The sequence below is a fragment of the [Ruminococcus] lactaris ATCC 29176 genome (genome assembly GCF_025152405.1).
In the GTDB taxonomy this organism is placed as follows: Bacteria; Bacillota; Clostridia; order Lachnospirales; family Lachnospiraceae; genus Mediterraneibacter; species Mediterraneibacter lactaris.
The window spans coordinates 440,598-463,087 of record NZ_CP102292.1; the positions used below are offsets into that span (position 1 = coordinate 440,598).

At 43.3% G+C, this 22,490-nt stretch carries 17 protein-coding genes; 15 read left to right on the forward strand and 2 right to left on the reverse strand.

Annotated elements, in window-relative coordinates:
- Positions 1 to 132 precede the first annotated feature (132 nt).
- From NQ541_RS02225 to NQ541_RS02280, 12 genes are all read left to right on the forward strand, one after another.
- Positions 133 to 4,065: an exo-alpha-sialidase gene (locus NQ541_RS02225; protein WP_005612091.1), complete on the forward strand. Its 3,933-nt coding sequence runs from the start codon at positions 133 to 135 to the stop codon at positions 4,063 to 4,065.
- A 536-nt stretch (positions 4,066 to 4,601) separates the two neighbouring features.
- Positions 4,602 to 7,250 (forward strand): valine--tRNA ligase, encoded by a 2,649-nt coding sequence (locus NQ541_RS02230; protein ID WP_005612092.1) that lies wholly within the window; start codon positions 4,602 to 4,604, stop codon positions 7,248 to 7,250.
- Positions 7,251 to 7,270: 20 nt separating this feature from the next.
- Entirely contained in the window at positions 7,271 to 9,487 is a 2,217-nt protein-coding gene (locus NQ541_RS02235) for an LTA synthase family protein (protein WP_005612093.1), read from the forward strand.
- Between the two features lie 76 nt (positions 9,488 to 9,563).
- Positions 9,564 to 10,883, forward strand: a complete 1,320-nt coding sequence (locus tag NQ541_RS02240) for a bifunctional folylpolyglutamate synthase/dihydrofolate synthase (protein WP_005612094.1) — start codon at positions 9,564 to 9,566, stop codon at positions 10,881 to 10,883.
- Between the two features lie 76 nt (positions 10,884 to 10,959).
- Complete coding sequence (locus tag NQ541_RS02245) at positions 10,960 to 11,103, forward strand: hypothetical protein (RefSeq protein WP_005612096.1); 144 nt, start codon at positions 10,960 to 10,962, stop codon at positions 11,101 to 11,103.
- Positions 11,104 to 11,119: 16 nt separating this feature from the next.
- Complete coding sequence (locus tag NQ541_RS02250) at positions 11,120 to 12,493, forward strand: tetratricopeptide repeat protein (protein ID WP_005612098.1); 1,374 nt, start codon at positions 11,120 to 11,122, stop codon at positions 12,491 to 12,493.
- 77 nt (positions 12,494 to 12,570) lie between these two features.
- A complete protein-coding gene (locus NQ541_RS02255; protein ID WP_005612100.1) occupies positions 12,571 to 12,885 on the forward strand; it encodes an STAS domain-containing protein in 315 nt (104 codons plus the stop codon).
- Complete coding sequence (spoIIAB, locus tag NQ541_RS02260) at positions 12,882 to 13,337, forward strand: anti-sigma F factor (RefSeq protein ID WP_005612101.1); 456 nt, start codon at positions 12,882 to 12,884, stop codon at positions 13,335 to 13,337. The genes NQ541_RS02255 and spoIIAB overlap by 4 nt, the downstream gene beginning before the upstream one ends.
- Positions 13,316 to 14,029 (forward strand): RNA polymerase sporulation sigma factor SigF, encoded by a 714-nt coding sequence (gene sigF / locus NQ541_RS02265; protein ID WP_005612103.1) that lies wholly within the window; start codon positions 13,316 to 13,318, stop codon positions 14,027 to 14,029. Before spoIIAB ends, sigF begins: the two co-directional genes overlap by 22 nt.
- Positions 14,030 to 14,248: 219 nt before the next feature.
- Positions 14,249 to 14,491 (forward strand): hypothetical protein, encoded by a 243-nt coding sequence (locus tag NQ541_RS02270; RefSeq protein WP_147644446.1) that lies wholly within the window; start codon positions 14,249 to 14,251, stop codon positions 14,489 to 14,491.
- Complete coding sequence (locus NQ541_RS02275; RefSeq protein WP_005612110.1) at positions 14,481 to 15,131, forward strand: stage V sporulation protein AA; 651 nt, start codon at positions 14,481 to 14,483, stop codon at positions 15,129 to 15,131. The genes NQ541_RS02270 and NQ541_RS02275 overlap by 11 nt, the downstream gene beginning before the upstream one ends.
- On the forward strand, positions 15,131 to 15,547 hold the full coding sequence (locus NQ541_RS02280) for a stage V sporulation protein AB (protein ID WP_044940961.1): 417 nt from the start codon (positions 15,131 to 15,133) through the stop codon (positions 15,545 to 15,547). The genes NQ541_RS02275 and NQ541_RS02280 overlap by 1 nt, the downstream gene beginning before the upstream one ends.
- Before the next feature lie 9 nt (positions 15,548 to 15,556).
- Here NQ541_RS02280 and NQ541_RS02285 read toward each other — a convergent pair whose 3' ends face one another.
- Both NQ541_RS02285 and NQ541_RS02290 read right to left on the reverse strand, forming a co-directional pair.
- Positions 15,557 to 16,885: an MATE family efflux transporter gene (locus tag NQ541_RS02285; RefSeq protein ID WP_005612114.1), complete on the reverse strand. Its 1,329-nt coding sequence runs from the start codon at positions 16,883 to 16,885 to the stop codon at positions 15,557 to 15,559.
- Positions 16,876 to 17,352 carry a MarR family winged helix-turn-helix transcriptional regulator gene (locus NQ541_RS02290; RefSeq protein ID WP_005612115.1) on the reverse strand — a complete coding sequence of 159 codons (477 nt, stop codon included), beginning with the start codon at positions 17,350 to 17,352 and terminating at the stop codon, positions 16,876 to 16,878. Before NQ541_RS02290 ends, NQ541_RS02285 begins: the two co-directional genes overlap by 10 nt.
- Positions 17,353 to 17,628: 276 nt before the next feature.
- Here NQ541_RS02290 and NQ541_RS02295 point away from each other — a divergent pair, with 276 nt between their 5' ends.
- The 3 genes from NQ541_RS02295 to era all read left to right on the forward strand — a co-directional run bounded on the left by NQ541_RS02295 (position 17,629) and on the right by era (position 22,411).
- Positions 17,629 to 18,357: a hypothetical protein gene (locus NQ541_RS02295; RefSeq protein WP_005612117.1), complete on the forward strand. Its 729-nt coding sequence runs from the start codon at positions 17,629 to 17,631 to the stop codon at positions 18,355 to 18,357.
- 195 nt (positions 18,358 to 18,552) lie between these two features.
- Positions 18,553 to 21,477 (forward strand): insulinase family protein, encoded by a 2,925-nt coding sequence (locus NQ541_RS02300; protein ID WP_005612121.1) that lies wholly within the window; start codon positions 18,553 to 18,555, stop codon positions 21,475 to 21,477.
- Between the two features lie 31 nt (positions 21,478 to 21,508).
- The gene (era, locus tag NQ541_RS02305) at positions 21,509 to 22,411 is read left to right on the forward strand and encodes a GTPase Era (RefSeq protein ID WP_005612123.1); all 903 of its coding nucleotides are present in this window, start codon (positions 21,509 to 21,511) and stop codon (positions 22,409 to 22,411) included.
- Positions 22,412 to 22,490 lie beyond the last annotated feature (79 nt).

Sequence of the window (22,490 nt, forward strand, 5' to 3'; positions counted from 1 at the left end):
ATGCTCATAGCAGGGCGGGTTCTAAGGTCTTTCACCCACCTATGAGCAAGCTCATGTGGGCTTAGACCTTTTGACCCTGGCATCTCAATATTTTGATAAGCATGAAAAAGTTTTGAGAAAAGAGGGAGAAAAATGAAGAACAGAAAAAAAGTATTATCATTTCTGCTGGCAGGTGTTCTTACTTTGGGGTGCTTTCCGGTGACAGCCGGAGCAACGAATAACTCAAAGGACGGAACAAAGCCGGCAGATGGAACAACAGTGGAGCAGCCGTTCCCGAAAACGTTGTTTTTGGAGGAACATAATTCATCCAAAGGATTTACAAGATTCCGTATTCCTGCCTTGGTAACTGCAGGTAATGGAGCATTAATTGCAGCAACAGACATCCGATGGGATATTTGCGGAGACGGAGCAGGATTGGATACGGCAGTATCAAGATCCACAGATAATGGAGCAACCTGGTCTTATACGGTAGCTAATTATCTGGGAGATAACGGAAACCGGTTTAATCGTGATTCAACAGCATTTATTGATCCTGCATTGCTTGCTGACGGAGATACAATCTACCTCGCATGTGATTTGTTGCCGGCAGGTCTGGCAGTTGCAAATGCAGCAAGATATCCGGCGAAGGCAGGAAGTACAGGTTATGATACAAATGGAAATCTGCTTCTTGCACTCAGTACAACCAGTGTAAATGGTCTTTCCAGTTCAACAGCACGTGCTGCTGCAAGTTATGATTATCATCTGGAAAAAAAAGCCGATGCGACATCTGAGTCCTGTTATGAAATCAAGAATAACAGTACCAGTGAAGTTGTAGACGGAGACTATACGATCGATGATCATTTTAACATTAAGAGTGCAGACGGAGCAGTAGATACAAACCTGTTCTGTGGAGATACACCGTACTTCCAGTTTCCAACGGATTTTCTTTATATTACAAAATCAACGGACAACGGAGCCACATGGTCAGCACCGCAGCTTGTAGATGCCAAGAATGAATCCGAGCAGGTATTTCTGATCGGACCGGGACGAGGAATTACAACTTCTACGGGAAGACTGATCTTCCCGTGCTATCAGTATACAAGTGGAGTTCAGAGAACATCTACAATCTATTCTGATGATGAGGGAATAACCTGGCATCGCGGAGCTACTGTATCAGGCAACAGCTCTGAAGCAGTTATTACAGAAGCAGATGGAAGATTGTATCTGTTTGTGCGTATGTCCAATGCCTATTATATATCTGAGGATGATGGACTTACATGGTCAGAACCAAAAGAGACAGGTTTTAAGTATAATAACAATTGCCAGTTAAGTGCCATTACATATTCAAAGAAAGTAAACGGAAAGACTGCAATTCTTTTTGCAGGTCCATCTGATACATCAGCACGTAATTCAGGACGTATCTGGGTTGGTCTGGTACAGGATGACGGAAGCCTTCAGTGGCTGGATAATCCGTATGTAGTCAATGATGGTACGCATTATGCATACTCCTGTATTACAGAGACATCAGATGCACAGATCGGTCTTTTGTATGAAGATGAAGATGAGCAGCTTGAGTTTGATAAAATTGCAATTGATGATATCGTAAATGGTGCAGCGACCAGTGGCGTATGGGTTGAAAATGATAACGGTGCTGTAGTTAATTCTTCTGTGATCAATACAGATGCAACGGCTTCTTATGTTGTAAGATGCCTTGATGCAGATGCTGACATTACGGTTTCTTCATCTAACAGAGCAGTGTTGGATGCAACTTATGCAGATGGAAGACTGACATTGACATCCAAGGGGAATGTAACCGGTCTGAAACAGGTGAAAGTAACTGTTAAAGCAGGTGAAGAATCTTTTATTATGAATGTGACGATTACAGATGCAGAAAAGTACAAAGTGGTCAGCCTTGAAAAAGATGAGACCAGGACATTGACAGTAAAAGACGGAAACTATGCAGATGCCGATACATCTTCTGTTGATACAGCAGTAGCGGGAGTTACCGTAACAGGTAAGGATGTACAGGATACATATGAAAAGACGGTGGCACAGATTGCCACAGCGATGGCAACGTTTGATGGTGCAACTGTAGATCTGAGCAAATGTATGTATACATTAGAATCAGGAAGTGACAGCTACACTTATAAAGTAAAAGCTACGGCTGCAAATGGAAACGGGATTTACCTTGGACCAAAGGCATCTTCTACTCCCGGTATTCCGAATGTAACAACAGCAGCCAATATTACCTTTGAAAAAAATCCTTCTGATGCGATGTTCAGTATTATGGATAATTCATCAGGCGGCGGTGGAAAGTATTTGTATTTCCACAGTACCGATGCGACAAAACTTCATTTCGACAGACAGAATGTGGCAGATGATAACTGCTGGTTTGAGTTATATACACCGTCCACATCAGCGGAAGATTATGACTTAATCAATGGATTTAAGAAAATAACAAGTGAAAAAGAACTGAAAGCCGGAGTCAGCGTGCTGATTGTGACAAAAGCAGATGCACAGGGTAACAGATATATTCTGCTTTCTACTACAGGAAGTCAGAAGTATAATCATGTGGCAAAACTGGTAAAGCAGACAGCAGCGGCTACAGAGGAAGCAGCATATCCGGGAACAAGTACCGCAGTATTTGGGGATACGAATGTAAGGGGACTTTCAGAGTGTCAGTATACATTCAAGAAGATCAGCAATGGAGTTTATGCAATTTCAGGACATACAGCAGATGGAGCAACCACATTTGTAACAATGGGAACAGTAGGAATCCCGAACAAAACAGCAAAAGCCAATATTACAGTTGCTGATGTTACAAATTCTAATGGCAAGGTATCTCTGTATGACGGATCAGCTTCACGTTACCTGTATTTCTGGAGGGATGCATCCAAACTTCATTATGACAGACAGAGAACACTTGATACAACAGCATGTGCATTTGAACTGTTTAAAAAGTCCGCAACAGCTTCAGCCGATTCACCGATCAAGGGATATGAGAAGATCACCGGAGCATCAGCGATTGAAGATGGAGGACAGTATCTGATCGCGGCAGAGGTTGACGGAACATACTATGTGATGAACCCGACACTGGATCATTCAAACTTCAGACATGTTGCCAAGGTTACAAATACGATTTACCGGAATCCTGCCGCAGAAGCCAGCACAACGATCAATTTTACAGGAGTTGCGGCAGGAACAACATCCGTACAGATCGGTGACGTAGTTTACTATGTGATCGTAACCGATGACGCAGTTGAGTGTACACATTCTACAACAGTTGTTCTTGATGCAAAAGAAGCAACCTGTACAGAAAAAGGATCTACAGGCGAAGTAGTTTGCGTGGATTGTGGAACAGTTGTACAGGAAGCACAGGAAATCGCAGCAAAAGGACATACTTTTGGTGAGTGGGTAACAGTCAAAGAACCTACGACAACTGAAGAAGGATCGAAAGAAAGAACCTGCTCTGTATGCCAGACAAAAGAGACAGAGACCATCGCAAAACTTCCGGATAAAGAAGACCCGGATCAGCCGGCAACACCGTCAGCACCGGAAAATGTAGCGAGCAGTGAAGTGACAAAAGATTCCATTAAGATCACCTGGGATGCACCGGCAGCAACAGAAGGAATCGCAGGATATAAGATCTATGTCAACGGAGCCGTATATGCAGCCGATATTTCCAAAGATGCAGTAGGATATACACTTTCCGGTCTGAAGGCAGGAGAGACTTATCAGATCCAGGTTGTTGCAGTCGGAACAGACGAGCATGCAACAGAGTATGCGGCAGCAGCACTCAGCGTAACAACGAAGTCTGAAAATAAAGACGACAATAATGGCGGAAATGACAACAATGGCGGTAATAACAATAACGGCGGAAATAACAACAATGGTAATAATGGAAATGCCGGAAATAACAAGCCGTCAGATAACAAGAACACTACAACCGACAAGAATCAGAATAGTACAGTAAATAAAGCAGCTAAGACAGGAGATATGACAAACGTTGTATTCCCTGCAGCAGTGATGCTGCTTGCAGGTGCAGTAGTGGCAGGAGTCCTTTTCAGAAGAAAATGGATGAAATAAGAGTCTGATTCGTTAAAAGAAATACAGAAGAAAAAGATTAGAAAGCGGAAGCAGATGCATTCTTAAGATTCTCTAAACCACCTGAAATCCCTTGACAAATCAGCACATGACCGCTATAGTATTTGTAGTTAAAAAATATTTAACAATTTAGTAAAGAATTAAAGGTGCTGAGGAAGAGGAGTACATCGTTACTGCCGTCAGAGAGAACCGTTCGGGGAGAGGAGCAAAGCTGCCGGTCAGACCGGTTGGGAGAGAAGATCACCCGGCTGAAAGACGGTTTCGGAGAGGGATGATGGAAGGTAGCTTCTGAACCGGATATCTGAAGGGCTGTAAAGTCTGTGGAAGTTCCTGGATTCAGGATTTCAGAATGCAGAGGCAGGGCAGGTAGGATGTCCCGGAGTGGTTTCCGTTAAAGAACTTAAGAGATACAGAAAATTGTCTGTAAGATAAGGTGGTACCGCGAGATTTTCGCCCTTTACATTAGTAAAGGGCGTTATTTATATTATAGACAATTAGAAAAGTAAAGGAGAGATAGAATGAGCAAGGAGCTTGCAAAGACTTACGATCCGAAGCAGATCGAAGAGAAGATGTATGAAAAATGGTGTGAGAATAAGTATTTTCACGCAGAAGTAGATAGAAGTAAGAAGCCTTTTACGACGGTGATGCCGCCTCCGAATATCACAGGAAAGCTGCACATGGGTCATGCACTGGATAATACACTGCAGGATATCCTGATCCGTTATAAGAGAATGGAAGGATACAATGCACTGTGGATTCCGGGAACAGACCATGCGGCTATTTCTACCGAGGTCAAGGTTACGAACCAGTTAAAAGAAGAGGGAATTGACAAAAAGGAACTTGGCCGTGAGGGATTCCTTGAGAGAACCTGGCAGTGGAAAGAAGAGTATGCGGGAACGATTGAGAATCAGTTAAAGAAGCTTGGTATTTCCTGTGACTGGGACAGAGAGCGTTTCACCATGGATGAGGGATGTTCCAAAGCGGTAGAAGAAGTATTTATCAGCCTTTATGAAAAAGGTTATATTTATAAAGGATCAAGAATCATCAACTGGTGTCCGAAATGTAAGACTTCGCTGTCTGATGCCGAGGTGGAGCATGAGGATCAGGACGGACATTTCTGGCATATCAAATATCCGATTGCCGGAACGGACCGTTTCCTTGAAATTGCAACGACCCGTCCGGAGACATTGCTGGGAGATACTGCGATCGCCGTACACCCGGATGATGAGCGATATAAGGATATTGTAGGAAAGATGGCAATCCTTCCACTTGTAAACCGTGAGATTCCGATCGTTGCTGATTATTATGTAGACAAAGAGTTTGGAACAGGTGCTGTTAAGATCACTCCGGCACATGATCCGAACGATTTCGAGGTTGGAAAGCGTCATAACCTTCCTGAGATCAACATCATGAACGATGATGCAACGATCAATGAAAAGGGTGGAAAATATGCAGGAATGGATCGCTATGAGGCAAGAAAAGCAATCGTGGCAGATCTGGATGAGCAGGGATACCTTGTAAAAGTTGTTCCACATATGCATGCTGTAGGAACTCATGACCGGTGTGGTACAACAGTAGAGCCATTGATCAAACAGCAGTGGTTTGTCAAGATGGATGAGCTTGCAAAACCGGCGATCAATGCACTGAAGACAGGAGAGCTGCGGTTTGTACCGGAGCGTTTTGACAAGATTTATCTGCACTGGCTCGAGAATATCAAGGACTGGTGTATTTCCCGTCAGATCTGGTGGGGACATCGGATTCCGGCTTACTACTGTGATGAGTGCGGTGAATTTGTTGTGGCAAGAGAGATGCCGGAAAAATGCCCGCATTGTGGATGCACACATTTCACGCAGGACGAGGATACACTGGATACATGGTTCTCTTCCGCACTGTGGCCGTTCTCCACACTTGGCTGGCCGGACAAGACAGAAGACCTGGATTATTTCTATCCGACAGATGTACTTGTAACTGGTTATGATATCATTTTCTTCTGGGTGATCCGTATGGTATTTTCAGGCTATGCACATACAGGAAAAGCACCGTTCAATACAGTATTGATCCACGGTCTTGTAAGAGATTCACAGGGACGTAAGATGAGTAAATCTCTTGGAAATGGAATCGATCCGCTGGAAATCATCGATCAGTATGGAGCAGATGCACTGAGACTGACACTGATTACCGGAAATGCACCGGGAAATGATATGCGTTTCTACAACGAGCGTGTAGAAGCAAGCAGAAACTTTGCAAATAAAGTATGGAATGCATCCCGTTTTATCCTGATGAACATGAAGGAAAATGTGGTTGAGAAACCGGAAGATGCACTGCTGACACCGGCTGACAGATGGATTTTATCCGCAGTCAATACACTTGCAAAAGATGTAACAGAAAATATGGATAAGTTTGAGCTTGGAATCGCGGTCCAGAAGGTCTATGACTTTATCTGGGATGAGTTCTGTGACTGGTATGTAGAGCTTGCAAAATACCGGATCTGGCACGCAGAAGAGGATCAGGCTGCAGCAAACTGTGTTCTGTGGGTACTGAAGACGGTTCTCGGACAGGCATTGAAGCTGTTACATCCGTTTATGCCGTTTATTACAGAAGAGATTTACCTGGCACTTGTACCGGAAGAAGAGTCTCTGATGATGTCCAGTTGGCCGGTATATAAAGAGGAGTGGAACTTCCCGGCAGACGAGAATGTGATGGAGCATATCAAAGCGATCACAAAGGGCATCCGTAACGTGCGTGCAGAGATGGATGTTCCGAACAGCAGAAAGACAAAAGTTTATGTAGTCTGCCAGGATGAGGCACTCTGCAATGGAATTGAGGGAATGACAGAGTCAGTCAAGCCACTGATGAATGCAAATGAGATCATCATCGAACAGACGAAAGAGGGAGTTGCGGACAATGCAGTATCGGTTGTCGTACCGGATGCAGTTGTATATCTTCCGCTGGAAGATCTGGTTGATTTTGAGCAGGAGCTTGAGAGACTGAAAAAAGAGGAAGACAGACTGAATAAGGAGATCAAGAGAGCAGAGGGGATGCTTGCGAACGAAAGATTTGTAAGTAAGGCACCGGCAGACAAGGTTCAGGCTGAGCGGGATAAGCTGGAAAAATATACAGAAATGCTTGCTCAGGTGAAAGAAAGAATGGAAGGTCTTGGAAAATAAGATCTGATGTGAGGTCATGTATGAAAAAAATTCATATCAGAAAGCCCGATATAAAAGGGCTTTCTGTTAAAGTCAGAAATCTGAAGTTTAAAGATATTAAGGAACACTATAAGGCGAGAAAAGAGCGGCGTCAGAAAATCCTGGAAGAACGCCGGAACAGCAAATTTGCAAAGAAAATGCAGCCTGTATATAAATGGATGAACCGGCTTTCATTGCCGCTGCAGTATCTGCTGGCGTGCGTGATCAATTTCTTTATTGAGGTGATTTCCAGACACTCACTTTTTCAGGCATGGAATTATATGACAGGGACTCCGCTGGTGTTCCTGTTTAATGCATTTTTGATCTTTGCGACATTTATGATCGTATACTTATTTAAAAGGCGTGTATTTGTCAGGATTTTACTTAGCGTATTCTGGTTGTTCCTCGGTACGTGCAACGGCTATCTGCTTTTAAAAAGGGTAACGCCGTTTAATGCACAGGATCTGAAAGTATTGTCAGATGCCCTGGAACTGACCAGCAACTATTTTAATGCATTCGAGATCGTAATGCTTTCGGTAGGAATTGTAGCGGTGATCCTCTGGATCATTTCCATGTGGAGACGTGGCGGACAGTATACCGGAAAGATGCACCGCCTGCTTGCGGTTGCAGGGATTGCAGCCGGAATTATGGGCTATATGGGACTTACCAATGTAGCGATCGAGAATCGGGTGATCTCCAATTATTTTGGTAATATTGCATTTGCTTATGAAGATTATGGATTCCCTTACTGTTTTGCGGCAAGTCTGTTCAATACAGGGATCAATCAGCCGTCAAGTTACAGTGAGGAGACCATGAAGGAGATCAGTAATGACGGAGCATTGACAACAAGTGAGACTTCACTTCCGTCAGAAGAGCGTCCGAATATTATTTTTGTCCAGTTAGAATCTTATTTTGATCCGACAGAAGTAGAATGGCTTCGCTTTTCGGAAGACCCGATCCCCAATTTAAGAAAGCTGTATAAAGAGTATTCCAGTGGATATTTTAAAGTACCGTCAGTAGGGGCAGGTACGGCAAATACAGAATTTGAAGTCCTGACAGGAATGAGTATGAGATTCTTCGGACCTGGAGAATATCCGTATAAAACCTATGTGAAAACCCATGTACTCGAAAGTGCGGCGACAGCACTGACATCTCTTGGATATGGTGCAGAGGCACTGCACAATAACGGTGGCAATTTCTACAGCCGTGCAAAGGTATTCAATGATATGGGCTTTGACCATTATACGAGTAAGGAATTTATGAATATTCTGAAGACTACTCCGAAAGGATGGGCGACCGATGATATTTTAGTTCCGAATATTATGGAGTCTATGGATACGACAGCGGGACAGGATTTCGTATTTACGGTCAGCGTGCAGGGACATGGAGATTATCCGACTGAGCCGACACTGGAGAATCCGGAGATCAAAGTGACCGGAGTTGAGGATGAAGGCAAGAGAAATGCATGGGAATATTATGTGAATGAAGTCCATGAGATGGATAAATTTGTCGCCCAGTTGATCGAGGCTGTGGAGGCAAGGAATGAACCGTCAGTTGTCGTATTTTACGGAGATCATCTGCCGACGCTTGGACTGGAGGCAAAGGATTTAAAGAGCAAGTATCTTTATAATACGAACTATGTCATCTGGGATAATATCGGATTGCAGAAAAAAGATGGAAATATAGCGGCATATCAGATCATGGCAGAAGTTTTTGACCGGTTGGATATTCATTCCGGTACGATCTTCAATTACCATCAGCAGAGAAATAAGACAAAGCATTATCTGTCAGATCTGGAACTGCTTCAGTATGATATCATGTATGGAAAGCAGTATGCTTATGAAAAAAATGGTGCACCGATCACAGAAGGTCATATGGTCATGGGAGTCAAGGATGCCGAGATCAAGGATGTGGTAACGCAGCTCAACGGCGATTACAGTATCTACGGGGCAAACTTTACGAAGCAGAGTAAAGTGTATATCAATGATGAAAAGCAGGATACCAAGTTCATGAATAATACACGGCTGGACCTGAAAGATTCGGAATTGAAAGACGGAGATACGATCATGGTGGCACAGGTGGGATCAAGTAATACCATCTTCAGAACCTCAAAAACGTATGAATACAAGGATGGAAAACTGTCAGAAATAGTGGAGACTGATGATTCAGTAGAAAATGGACGACAGGCGTTTACAGATCAGGAAGAGAAAAAGGACTGACAGGATCAAGGTCAGCAGATCAGAGAAGAAAAGGGCTGGCAGGATCAAGGTCGTCAGATCAGGAAGAAAGTAAGAAATGACATATCAGGAAATAGAAAGATATATATCGGAGATTCCGAAGTTTACAAAAAAGCACAGCCTTTCCCATACGAAGCGGTTTCTTGAAATTCTTCAGATCCCGCAGGGGAAAATGAAGATTCTCCATGTGGCGGGAACGAATGGAAAAGGCTCTGTATGTGCGTACCTGGATGCAATGCTGCGTTCCGAGGGGAAAAGGACAGGACTGTTCATTTCCCCTCATCTGGTAAAGATGAATGAGCGGATCATGATCGATGGTGTTCCGGTGAGTGACGAAGTTTTCAGTGAAGTTTTTACACAAACACTTGGGGCGGTAAAGCAGATGGAGGCGGAGGGACTGGAGCATCCGACCTTTTTTGAATTTCTGTTTGGAATGGGAATGCTGGCATTTTCCCAGGCAGAAGCAGAGTATGTGATCCTGGAGACAGGACTTGGCGGAAGGCTGGATGCAACCAGTGCCACAGAAGATCCGGAAGTGTGTGTGATTACTTCCATTGGACTGGATCACATGGAATATCTGGGGGATACCGTGGAGCAGATTGCCGGTGAGAAAGCCGGGATCATCCGTCCCGGTGTTCCGGTCTTTTATGCACAGAGTGCAGAAGAAAGTGACAGAGTCATTGAAAAGACGGCAGCACAGCAGGGAAGTTCCTGTAAAAAAATCGGGAAAGATGCGTACGAAATTCTTGGAATCGAAGACAAACATATTGCTTTTTCCTGCACGAATGCTTATTATGGAACTACCACGTGGAAACTGAATAATATAGGAAGTTATCAGCCGGGAAATGCCCTGCTTGCCATGGAAGTGATGCAGTACCTGTTCCGGGAAAAAGGGCATGTGGACCGTTGGAGAGAGGCACTGGCACAGGTGAAGTGGCAGGGGCGGATGGAGGAGATCCTCCCGTCGGTTTATGTAGATGGAGCCCATAATGTGAGTGCCATTGATGCATTTGTGAAGAGTGTGCCGGAGACAGCAGAAGGAAATATTTTCTTGTTTTCTGCTGTGAAGGATAAAGAGTACGAAGAGATGATCGCACATTTGTGTGACAGTGTTCCGGCAGAATTTTACGTGGTTACGCTGATTGACGGGGAGCGTGCAACAGATGCAGAGCTACTTGGAAAGTTATTTGAAAAGTATACAGACCGTCCGGTCGTCGTTATTGAATCGGTGCAGAAGGCTTTAGAATATGTCCTGGAGCATCAGAAAAAAAGGACTGTGTATTGTCTGGGATCACTTTATCTGACCGGGATGGTCAAGGAGACGGTAGAGCGGATGCGAAAAGAAAAAGCAGACGAAAGCCGGAGGAGAAAAAACTGAAGGGCAGCAGGAAAAGCAGAAGCTGGAAGCAGCAACAGACAGAAAGAGCAGCAGACATGTGGGAGGTTACAGGCAGATGCTGAACTATGAAGAGGAGATCAGAAAGTTTAAACCGAGTCTCGAAGTAGAAGATATCGAGGATGCGGTTTATGAGGAAGATCTGACAGATATGCAGGATCTTCTGAAAGAAGTCATGGAAAAGAAGAAAAAGAAGAAATAGAAAATGGTGGGTATAAATGGATTATGCTAAGAAGATCATGTACCAGTCCAACTACTGGTATAATGATGGTCTGAAGAAGGCTCAGGAGAGAGATATGAACGGAGCGATCATCGCCCTGCGTCAGAGCCTGCAGTACAACAGGGAGAATATTGCAGCGAGAAATCTTCTGGGACTGGTATATTATGGAATAGGGGAAGTGGCAGAGGCACTGGTAGAGTGGATCATCAGTAAGAACCTGAAGCCGCGTGACAATATAGCTGATTCCTACATACGGAATGTTCAGGACTCTGCGAATGAACTGGAGAGTATTAATCAGGCGATCAAAAAGTATAATCAATGTCTCGGGTATTGTAAGCAGAACGGAGAAGATCTGGCGACGATCCAGTTAAAGCAGGTGATCGCGGCACATCCGACTTTCCTGAAGGCTTATCAACTGCTGGCATTGATCTATATTCAGACGAATCAGAATACAAAGGCAAGGCAGCTTCTTCTGACAGCGAGAAAACTGGATGTTTCAAATACAACGACGTTGAATTATCTGCGGGAGATCACGAGACAGCGTGGAAGACATGGAAAAGATGTGGATCGCAAAAAGAAAAAGAAGGATGAAGCAGTGGAATACAGCCTTGGCAATGAGACGATCATTCAGCCGAAGCGTTCTCCGGTAAGGGAGCTGGCGGGAAGACTGGCAGTTCTGAATATCTTTATCGGAGCAGTGATCGGAGCAGCAATCATCTGGTTTCTGGTTGCACCGGCAGTGAACCAGTCCAGATCAGAGAAGCTCAATGATCAGATGCGGGCGTACAGTGAGCAGATCGGTACATTGGATGCACAGATCAGTGCTCAGTCGAAGACACTGGAGCAGTATCGTGCCGCAGGTGAAGAGGCACAGACTGCAGTGGACAAGGCGAATGCCACAACTGCAAGTTATGAAAAGCTTTTAAGTGTGTACGATCAGTACCGGGCAGAGTCGGTGAACAGTTCGGAACTGGCAGATGCTCTGCTGGAAATCAATAAAGATTCCATGAGTGATAATGGAAAGAATCTTTACGACAGTATTTCCGGGGATATTTTCCCGGCTGCATGCAAGAGAAAGACTGCCAATGCTGAAAATTCGCTGGATTCAGGAGCGTATGATGATGCAATCGCAGAGCTGACCAAAGTTCTCACAATGGATTCCAGTTACAATGACGGCAAGGCAATCTACCTGATCGCACAGGCATATCAGGGTAAGCAGGATACGGAGAATGCAAAAAAATACTACCAGATGTATCTGGACAGCTATTCAGAGTACCGTTATGCCGATGATGCTCAGGAGCAACTGAATGCACTGGGAGGTGGAACGGCAGCAGACGGAAATACCGGAGAGAATGGCACTACAGGTGAATAAAATAAAGATACTTAAGAGGATATGCGGAGAAGCATATCCTTTTTTCTTTGTTATCAATTAGAAGGAGCGGGAAAAGTATGAAATATCAGGTGCAGGAAAATTGTCTGACGATCTATCTTCCGAGAGAAGTAGATCATCATAATGCAGAGGAGATCAAAGCAGAGGCAGATGCGGTGATCGACAGAAATCATATCAAATATGTGATTTTTGATTTTGACAGAACCGATTTTATGGACAGTTCAGGGATCGGAGTCATCATGGGAAGATATAAGACCATCAGTCTGATCGGAGGAGAAGTATGGGCAGTACATACAAATGAAAGGATCAGGAAGATCCTCACATTATCGGGGGTTACAAAAATTATGCAGATCTACGAGGAGGAACGGGTATGAGGGACACAAATGAAATGGAGATTCAGTTTGACAGTAAATCCTGCAATGAAGGATTTGCGAGAGTGGCAGTCGCAGCATTTCTGACACAGATGAATCCGACGGTGGAGGAAGTTGCGGATGTAAAGACGGCAGTTTCGGAGGCAGTGACCAATGCCATCATTCACGGATATGAAAAGCGGAAGGGAAAGATCCGTATTTTCTGTCGGATCTTGGAAAATCAATTTTTTATGGAAGTATCAGACAAAGGAAAAGGAATCCTGAATGTTGAAGAGGCGATGCAGCCTATGTATACGACAAAACCGGAAGAAGATCGTTCCGGGATGGGATTTGCGTTTATGGAAGCATTTATGGATGAGGTGAAAGTAAAATCGGAACCGGAAAAAGGAACGTGCGTCAGGATGAAAAAGATCATCGGAAAAGGACGGGAACTATGGACCACACAATCTCTCTGATCAGAAAATCTCACCATGGGGATAAAGAAGCGAGAGAACAACTGGTAAAAGAAAATGTAGGTCTGGTGTGGTGTGTGGTAAAGAGATTTTATGGGAGAGGTGCAGAGCCGGAAGATTTATTTCAGATCGGGAGCATCGGACTGTTAAAAGCGATCGATAAATTTGATCTTTCTTATGATGTTCAGTTTTCGACGTATGCAGTACCTATGATATCAGGAGAGATCCGCCGGTTTTTAAGGGATGACGGAATGATAAAAGTGAGTCGTTCTTTAAAGAAACTTTCGTATAAATGTGGAAAGAAAAAGGAAGAACTGACTGAGCGGATGGGAAGAGAACCAACGATGGAGGAACTGGCGACATCGCTTGGGACGGAAAAAGAAGAACTTGTCCAGGCAATGGAGGCGGCAACGGAGGTAGAGTCGATCTACAGGCCGATCCATCAGGAGGGAGATTCGCAACTGAGCATTCTGGACAGGCTGGAAGAAAAAAGCAGACCGGAAGAACATCTTCTGAACCGGATGATGCTGTCTCAGATTTTAGACGGACTGGACAAGGAGGAACGACAGTTGATCTATCTGAGGTATTTTCAGGAAAAGACACAGGCAGCAGTGGGGGAGATTCTGGGGATTTCACAGGTTCAGGTGTCGAGAATGGAAAAGAAAATACTGGAGCGGATGAGAAAGCAGATGTGAGCCGGTTATAAATCCAAAAGAGAAAGAGAGAAAAAATAAAAAAAGAAGAGACCGAAAAAATCAAGGAGAAAGAAAATCGCAGATAAGTAGATCACAAATAAGAAAATAGCAAATACGAAAATCAGGAATAAGAAAATCAGAAATACGAGTTGCCAGGTATATCTTTCCACCGGAATGGAATACTACCATAGAAAAAGACGGAAAGGTATGGTGAGCAAAATGGAAAATGGACATGGAAAAGTATGGATCTGTCTGCTGATACTGGTTCTGGCCGCAGTGGTGATCGGACTTTTATATTATACGACTGCAGCAAAGGAACCGGATGAAGAAGGATTTTTAATTCGGGCAGAGCAGATGGAGTCAGGAGAGCCGGGAACAGGAAAACTGCACTTAGGAGAGTTACGATCAGAAGAATTGCAATCAGAACAAACGAGGAATGGGGTGACCGGATATGGCATCTGAATCTGTGACCGTTTATCTGAAAGGTGACCGGAATGTAGAAGTGACAAAGCAGGATGTGACACTGGGAGATATTCTGGAAATTGAATGTGCAGATAAGCTGCTGCAGTCCAAAATCCGGGTTTTGAAAATTCTCAGGATCCGAGAAGAAAAGGAACAGCGTTTTGTAATCTCTCTTTTAAAAATCATAGATCTCATCCATGAGCGGTATCCGAAAGTAGAAATACGGAATCTTGGAGAGAGTGACGTGATCGTAACATATGAAAATCAGAAGACATCACCAATGATCTGGCATCTTCTGAAAACCGCAGTGGTAACAGTCATTATTTTTTGCGGATCAGCATTTTCAATCATGGCATTTAACAATGATGTGGATGTATCGAAACTGTTCGGACAGATCTATGAACTGGTTATAGGAAAAGAATCGAATGGCTTTACGATCCTGGAGATCATGTATTCCGTCGGACTGGTAGTTGGAATCCTTATTTTCTTTAATCATTTCGGAAAAAAACGGTTTACGGTAGATCCGACTCCCATGGAAGTACAGATGCGTCAGTATGAGAATGATATTCAGACGACGCTGGTGGAAGATGCTGCGAGAAGAAAGAAGGAAATTGACCTGGAAAATGGAGGAGGAAAATGATGTGGGCAGGGCAGATTTTTCTCGGTATTCTGGGGATGAGTGCAGGCGTTGTCGTGGCAGGAGGCTTATTTTCTTTTATTGTAGAACTCGGGGTGATTTCGGATTTTGCAGACCGCACCCATACTGCAAACCGCATCCTGCTTTATGAGGATGCGGTTTCAGCCGGGGCAATCCTTGGAAATGTCTTTCAGATCTTTCGGATTGGAATTCCCGGACAGTCCGTGCTGTTGGCATTTTTCGGACTATTTGCCGGGATTTTTGTCGGCTGCTGGTCGATGGCACTTGCAGAGATCCTGAATGTATTTCCAATCTTTATGAGACGTGCCAGGATCGTCCGGTATGCAGCAGTCTTTATTCTGATGCTGGCACTGGGAAAAGGAATCGGTGCAGGACTCTTTTTCTGGAAAGGTTGGTAATAAGAAAGCTTAATAATGATACTTTTTCTTTTCCTGAAGCAGGAAAGAGCCAGTTACGATCAGCGTGAGAAATTCTGCTGCCGTAATTGCACACCAGATACCGTTGAGACCGAAAAATATCGGGAGGATCAGCAGTGCGAGTGTCTGGATCACCAAAGTACGTAGGGTGGAAATGATCGCAGAAATTTTCCCATTATTCAGTCCGGTGAAAAATGCTGATCCGAAAATATTAAATCCGCTGAACAGATAGGAAATTGCATAAAGCATAAAGCCGGTCCGTGTCATTTTGCACAGAACAAGATCATATCCTACGAACAGACGGGCGATCGGAAGAGCCAGCAGTTCGGAAAGCAGTGTAATGGAAAGTGCAGTAACTCCTGTGATCCGCAGACTCTTTGTCAGCAGATTATGGAGTTCAGACTTATTATCTGCCCCGTAATGATATCCGACGATGGGATTGATCCCGATAGCATATCCAAGGTAGATGGAAGTTGCGATAAAAGAGGCATACATGACCACTCCGTAGGCAGCGATTCCATTTTCGGCAGCAGCATGCATCAGTTGGAAGTTATAGATCACCGATACCAGGGAGGTGGACAGGTTGGATAACATTTCCGAAGATCCATTTCCACAGGCTTTGCGGATACTTTTCCAGTCAAAGGCAGCGGGACGCAGAAGCAGTCCGCTGTTATTTTTATGAAGAAAATAGATCAGCGGGATAAAGCCTCCGACAAATTCGCTGGCACAGGTTGCAACTGCAGCACCGGTAATTCCAAACTTTAAGATCCCGACCAGTGTAAAGTCAAGTATAACATTGGTGAGTCCTGCAAGGATCGAGATCCGAAGTCCGAGTTTTTGTTTCCCGGCAGTGGCGAGGAAACTCTGGAAACTGTTCTGAAGCATAAAAAATGGTTCAGAAAGAAGAAGAATCCGTCCATACAGGATTGCATCTTCCCGGATCAGATCGCTTGCACCAAGCAGAGAAACGATCTGCGGCATAAAGATAAAGCCCAAAAAAGCGATGATGGATGCCCCGAGAAGAATAAGTTCTATGAGCATGGAAAAGACTTCATTTGCTTTTTTAGGATTTTTCAGACCAAGATAAAAGGCTACCAATGCACTGCCACCTGTTCCGATCATAAATCCCAGAGAAGAAACGCCCATCAGGACAGGCATGATCAGATTTACTGCTGCAAATGCATTCTTGCCGGCATAATTTGATACGAAGAATCCGTCAACAATACTGTAAACAGAAGTCAGGATCATCATGGCAACGCAGGGGAGGACATAGAGGATCAGTTTTTTATAAGTAAAATGTTCAGAAAGTTTCAGTTCCATAATTGTTCAGAATACTCCTTTAATGAGGTGAGTTGTTGCTGCATGAGCTTCAGGAGAAGGCTGCGTTCCTCCGCTGAAAAAGCAGAAAAAGAGTGGATGTCTGCCTGTACCAGTGGGGCAACATAAGCTGCGGCAAGTTCTTCTCCCTTTGGTGTGAGCCGGAGGTATTTGATATTTCCAGATCCTTTTTGCGTGAAAAGTGAGACCAGTCCATCGGAAACCAGTTTTTTCACGGCTGAATTTACGGTCTGACGTGGAAAATACCATTTTTCACAAAGATCTGCCTGACTCAGCGGTGCCGGTGAAGTTACGACAATCGTATATAAAATCCAGTAAGAAGTGCGTGGAAGACTGGATTTGCGGGCAGCTTTCTGCCAGATATCATCCTGTTCTTTCCAAAGCCGGTTATAGAGTTCCAGTTGTCCGATGAGGACGGAGTCCTTTTGCAGAGTCTTTTGTATAGTCATGAGATACCTCCAGTCAAAAAATGTAAATCTGAAAAAATGGTTCAGTGTATATCCGAAATCGGATTAGTATGGCTGATTGTATATCCGATTTCGGATTTTGTCAAGAGGGATTGGTGTATTCCTGTTACGGAGACAACGGATTTGAACGAGAGAGTTGAGTAAGAAACAATATTTTGTGTGAAGATAAAAGCACGCAAAGAATACTTGTGCGGTTGTTGGGGATATGTTAAACTGTTTCATATTGAAAATGAAAGTGAGGGAAGAAAATAGCAGATTATGAGATTATTGATAGATGAAAAAGAGTTGGCACTACTCTTAGAAAAGAAAAGAGATCTTATAGGAAATAAAGTAACTATTGATACAATTATTGCTGGAATTTCTTTTTTACTTTCAGTTTTTACAGCCAGTTATGATGATTTACTGGGGATTCGTGGAGCAGGAATCGCTTTAAAGACGATCTTTTGTATGATTGGAATTGTTTATTGCCTGAAAATTGTGAAAGATGTTTCAGAAATGGTAAAAAATAAGTATGATCATGAAGTACTGCTGCAGGATATTGAGCATTTGAATATGATTCAGCATAATCATTCTCTTATTGCAATAAAAAATCAAGTGGGTGAAGAAAAGCGTTATCTTGTATACTATGATGAAAGATGGGATTGCAAATTATTTTTAAATTATAAAACTCAGAATGGAAATAATGAAGCAGCGTTGAAGGAACAGGTGTCAGTTGATCTGAATTTGAATAGTGGCGATATAACGTGTAATTACGTAACATCAAGGGTACAGGAGAAATACTCTGTCAGCCATCAGGAGACGAGAGTTTATAATCACAGGTTATATGAGATGTATTTTAATAATATTCCTGATGAATTTAGAAAAGATAATTTTGAAATAAGTGGAAGGCATTATTACTGGATGACAATAGATGAGATGGAAAAAGATGACAATATAAAGAAAAAGAATTTAGACGTTGTTGATTTCGTAAAAGAATATATAAAATGAAATACTGAAAATGTTCAGAAGGTATAAAGGATCGGGGCAGTTTACCGGTCCTTTTTGTATCCCGATGCCTGATATACGTGTGGCTTTTCTTGTATTTGTCATGAAAATCGGATATACTAGGAATATTGAACAGTGATAGGATTTCTGGCATTCTATGTATTTCACATAACAGAAAGAAGAACGAGGAGAGAAAAAATGAGCATATATGATCTGACAGCATATGAAGTACTTCAGCAGGAAGATTTATCTGATTTGAAGTCCAAAGGAACGCTTCTGAAGCATAAAAAGAGTGGTGCGAGAGTACTTCTGATGGAGAATGATGATGAAAATAAGGTCTTTACGATCGGTTTCCGTACGCCTCCGTCCGACAGCACGGGAGTTCCGCATATTATGGAACATTCAGTTCTGTGCGGATCGAGAGAATTTCCGGTGAAAGATCCTTTTGTCGAGCTGGTAAAGGGATCTTTGAATACATTTCTGAACGCAATGACGTATCCTGACAAGACGGTTTATCCGGTTGCAAGCTGCAATGATAAGGATTTTCAGAATCTGATGCATGTGTATATGGATGCGGTATTTTATCCGGATATCTACAAGCAGGATAAGACTTTCCGCCAGGAAGGCTGGAGCTATAAACTGGATGATCCGGATGGGGAACTGACGATCAGCGGAGTTGTATATAACGAGATGAAAGGAGCGTACTCTTCACCGGAAGGTGTGCTGGACCGCGTGATCCAGAGTTCGCTTTTTACGGATACGACTTATGCAGTTGATTCAGGTGGAGATCCTGAGGTGATCCCACAGTTGACTTATGAGCAGTTTTTGGACTTCCACAGAAAGTATTACCACCCATCCAACAGTTATATTTATCTGTATGGCGATATGGATATGGAAGAGAAACTGAGATGGCTGGATGAAAAATATCTTTCTCACTTTGAAAATGAACCGGTTGATTCAGAGATCCATCTGCAAAAGCCATTTACTGAGATGAGAGAAGTAGTTCAGAATTATTCGATTACGAGTGAAGAAAGTGAAGAAGATAATACTTATCTTTCTTATAATAAAGTAGTGGGAACGTCACTGGATGAGAAATTATATCTGGCATTTGAGATTCTGGATTATGCACTGCTGTCTGCACCGGGAGCACCGCTTAAGAAAGCTCTGATCGATGCAGGAATCGGAAAGGATGTATCCGGTTCTTTTGACAGTGGAATCTATCAGCCGGTATTCTCCATTGTTGCAAAGAATGCCAACGTGGAGCAGAAAGAGGCATTTATCAGTACGATTGAGGATACACTGAGAAAAATTGCTGAAGAAGGAATCGATAAAAAGGCACTCCGGGCGGGAATTAATTATCATGAATTCCGTTTCCGGGAGGCAGATTTCGGAAGTTATCCGCGGGGACTGATGTATGGACTCCAGTTATTTGACAGTTGGTTATATGATGAAGAAAAGCCTTTTATCCATATGAAAGCAATCCCGACCTTTGAGTTCCTGAAAGAGCAGGTTGAGACAGGATATTTTGAAGAGCTGATCCGTGAATACATTTTAGACAATCCGCATGGTTCAATCGTGATCATCAGACCGGAACAGGGGATGACGGCACGTATGGATAAGGAACTGGCAGATCGTCTGCAGGCGTATAAAGAGGGCCTTTCAGCAGAAGAAATCGCGGCTCTTGTAAAAGCAACGAAGGAGCTGGAAGCGTATCAGGAAGAAGAGTCTGCACCGGAAGATCTTGCAAAGATACCGGTTCTCGGACGGGAAGATATTTCAAGGGAGATTGCACCAATTTATAATGAAGAGCGTCAGACAGACGGAGTGAAATTGCTTTATCACGATGTGGAGACGAATGGGATCGGATATGTGACAGCTCTGTTCGATCTTTCGGAAATCGAAGAAGAACTGCTTCCATATGCAGGAATCCTGCAGAGTGTTCTCGGCATCATTGATACAGAGCATTATGGATACGGAGAACTTTTCAATGAGATCAATGTGCATACCGGTGGAATCGGAACTTCACTGGAGCTGTATACAGATGTGACAAAAGTGAAAGAAAAAGAGTTCCGTGCAACGTTTGAAATCAAAGGAAAAGCACTTTATCCGAAGCTGGATGTACTTTTTGCCATGATGCGTGAGATCCTGATGGAGTCGAAGCTGGGAGATGAAAAGCGTCTGAAAGAAATTTTATCCATGCTGAAGACAAGACTTCAGACCTCTTTCCTTTCAGCCGGACATACGACAGCAGTACTGCGTTCACTTTCCTACACTTCTCCGATCGCAAGATTCAGGGATATTACCAGTGGAATTGGATTTTATGAAGTTGTAAAAGATCTGGAAGAGAATTTTGAAGAAAGAAAAGAACTGTTGATCGAAAATTTGAAAAAGATCGCAGGACGTATTTTCAGAAAAGAGAATCTTATGCTCAGTTATACTTCCGCACAGGAGGGACTTGCAGTACTGGAAAAAGCAGTGCCACAGTTTGCAGATTCACTTCATACGGGAGAAAAAGAGAGCCACGGACAGTGCATCATCCACTGTAAGAAGAGAAATGAGGGCTTCAGAACTTCCTCCAAAGTCCAGTATGTGGCAAGGACCGGTAACTTTATTGATGGTGGAGCAGAATATACGGGTGCATTGCAGATTCTGAAAGTCATTTTAAGTTATGATTATCTGTGGCAGAATGTACGTGTAAAAGGAGGAGCGTATGGCTGTATGAGCGGCTTTAACCGGATCGGAGAGGGGTATTTAGTTTCTTACAGAGATCCGAATCTTGAAAAGACGATGGAAATTTACGAAGGAGTCGTAGATTATCTGAAGAATTTTGATATAGATGACAGAGATATGAATAAGTTTATTATCGGTACGATCAGTAATTTAGACCGTCCGATGAATCCGGCGGCAAAGGGCAGCCGCTCATTGAATCTGTATATGAACCGGATTACAGAAGAGATGATCCGCAGGGAAAGAGAACAGATCCTGGATGCACAGCAGGAGGATATCCGTGGACTGGCAACAGTACTGGAGGCGGTATTGGCAGCCGGAGAATTGTGTGTGATCGGAAGCGAGGAGAAGATCGAAGACGCGAAGGAAATGTTTGGAGAGATCAGGACACTTTAAAATACTGGGATGAAAAGAAGAAGGAGCAGAGATGAAAGAAAACTTTAAGTCAGGATTTGTAACTTTGATCGGAAGACCGAATGTGGGAAAGTCAACCTTGATGAACCATCTGATCGGACAGAAGATCGCAATTACGTCAAATAAACCGCAGACGACAAGAAACCGCATCCAGACAGTGCTTACAACGGAGGAGGGGCAGATTGTGTTTGTGGACACTCCGGGAATCCATAAGGCAAAAAATAAACTGGGCGAATATATGGTGAATATTGCAGAGCGTTCTTTAAATGAAGTAGATGTAGTGCTTTGGCTTGTTGAACCATCTAATTTTATCGGAGCGGGAGAAAAGCATATCATTGAGCAGTTGAAGAAGGTAAAGACACCGGTTATTCTTGTTATCAATAAGATCGATATGGTAAAAAGAGAAGAAATTCTGGCTTTTATTGATACGTATAGAAAAGAATATGATTTTGCAGAGATCGTTCCGGTTTCTGCAAGGACAGGAGATAATACGGATGAGCTTGTAAAAGTCATTTTGAATTATCTGCCGTACGGTCCGCAGTTTTATGATGAAGATACGGTCACAGATCAGCCGGAGCGACAGATTGTTGCAGAATTGATCCGTGAGAAGGCATTACATTGTCTGAATGAAGAAATTCCGCATGGAATTGCAGTGGCGATCGATCAGATGAAGATGAATAAGAAAGTATGCCATATTGATGCAACGATTATCTGCGAACGGGATTCACATAAGGGAATTATTATCGGAAAGCAGGGAAGTATGCTGAAAAAGATCGGAAGCACAGCACGGTATGAGATTGAACGGCTTTTAGACTGCAAAGTGAATCTGAAACTTTGGGTAAAAGTGCAGAAAAACTGGCGTGACAGTGATTATATGATGAAAAACTTTGGATACAGGGAGGATGATATGTCGTAAATCTTAAAGAATCATACGTTTTTCTTTAAGAAATACGAAAGATAGTTGTTATTTTAAAATTATCGTCTAAAATGGAAAA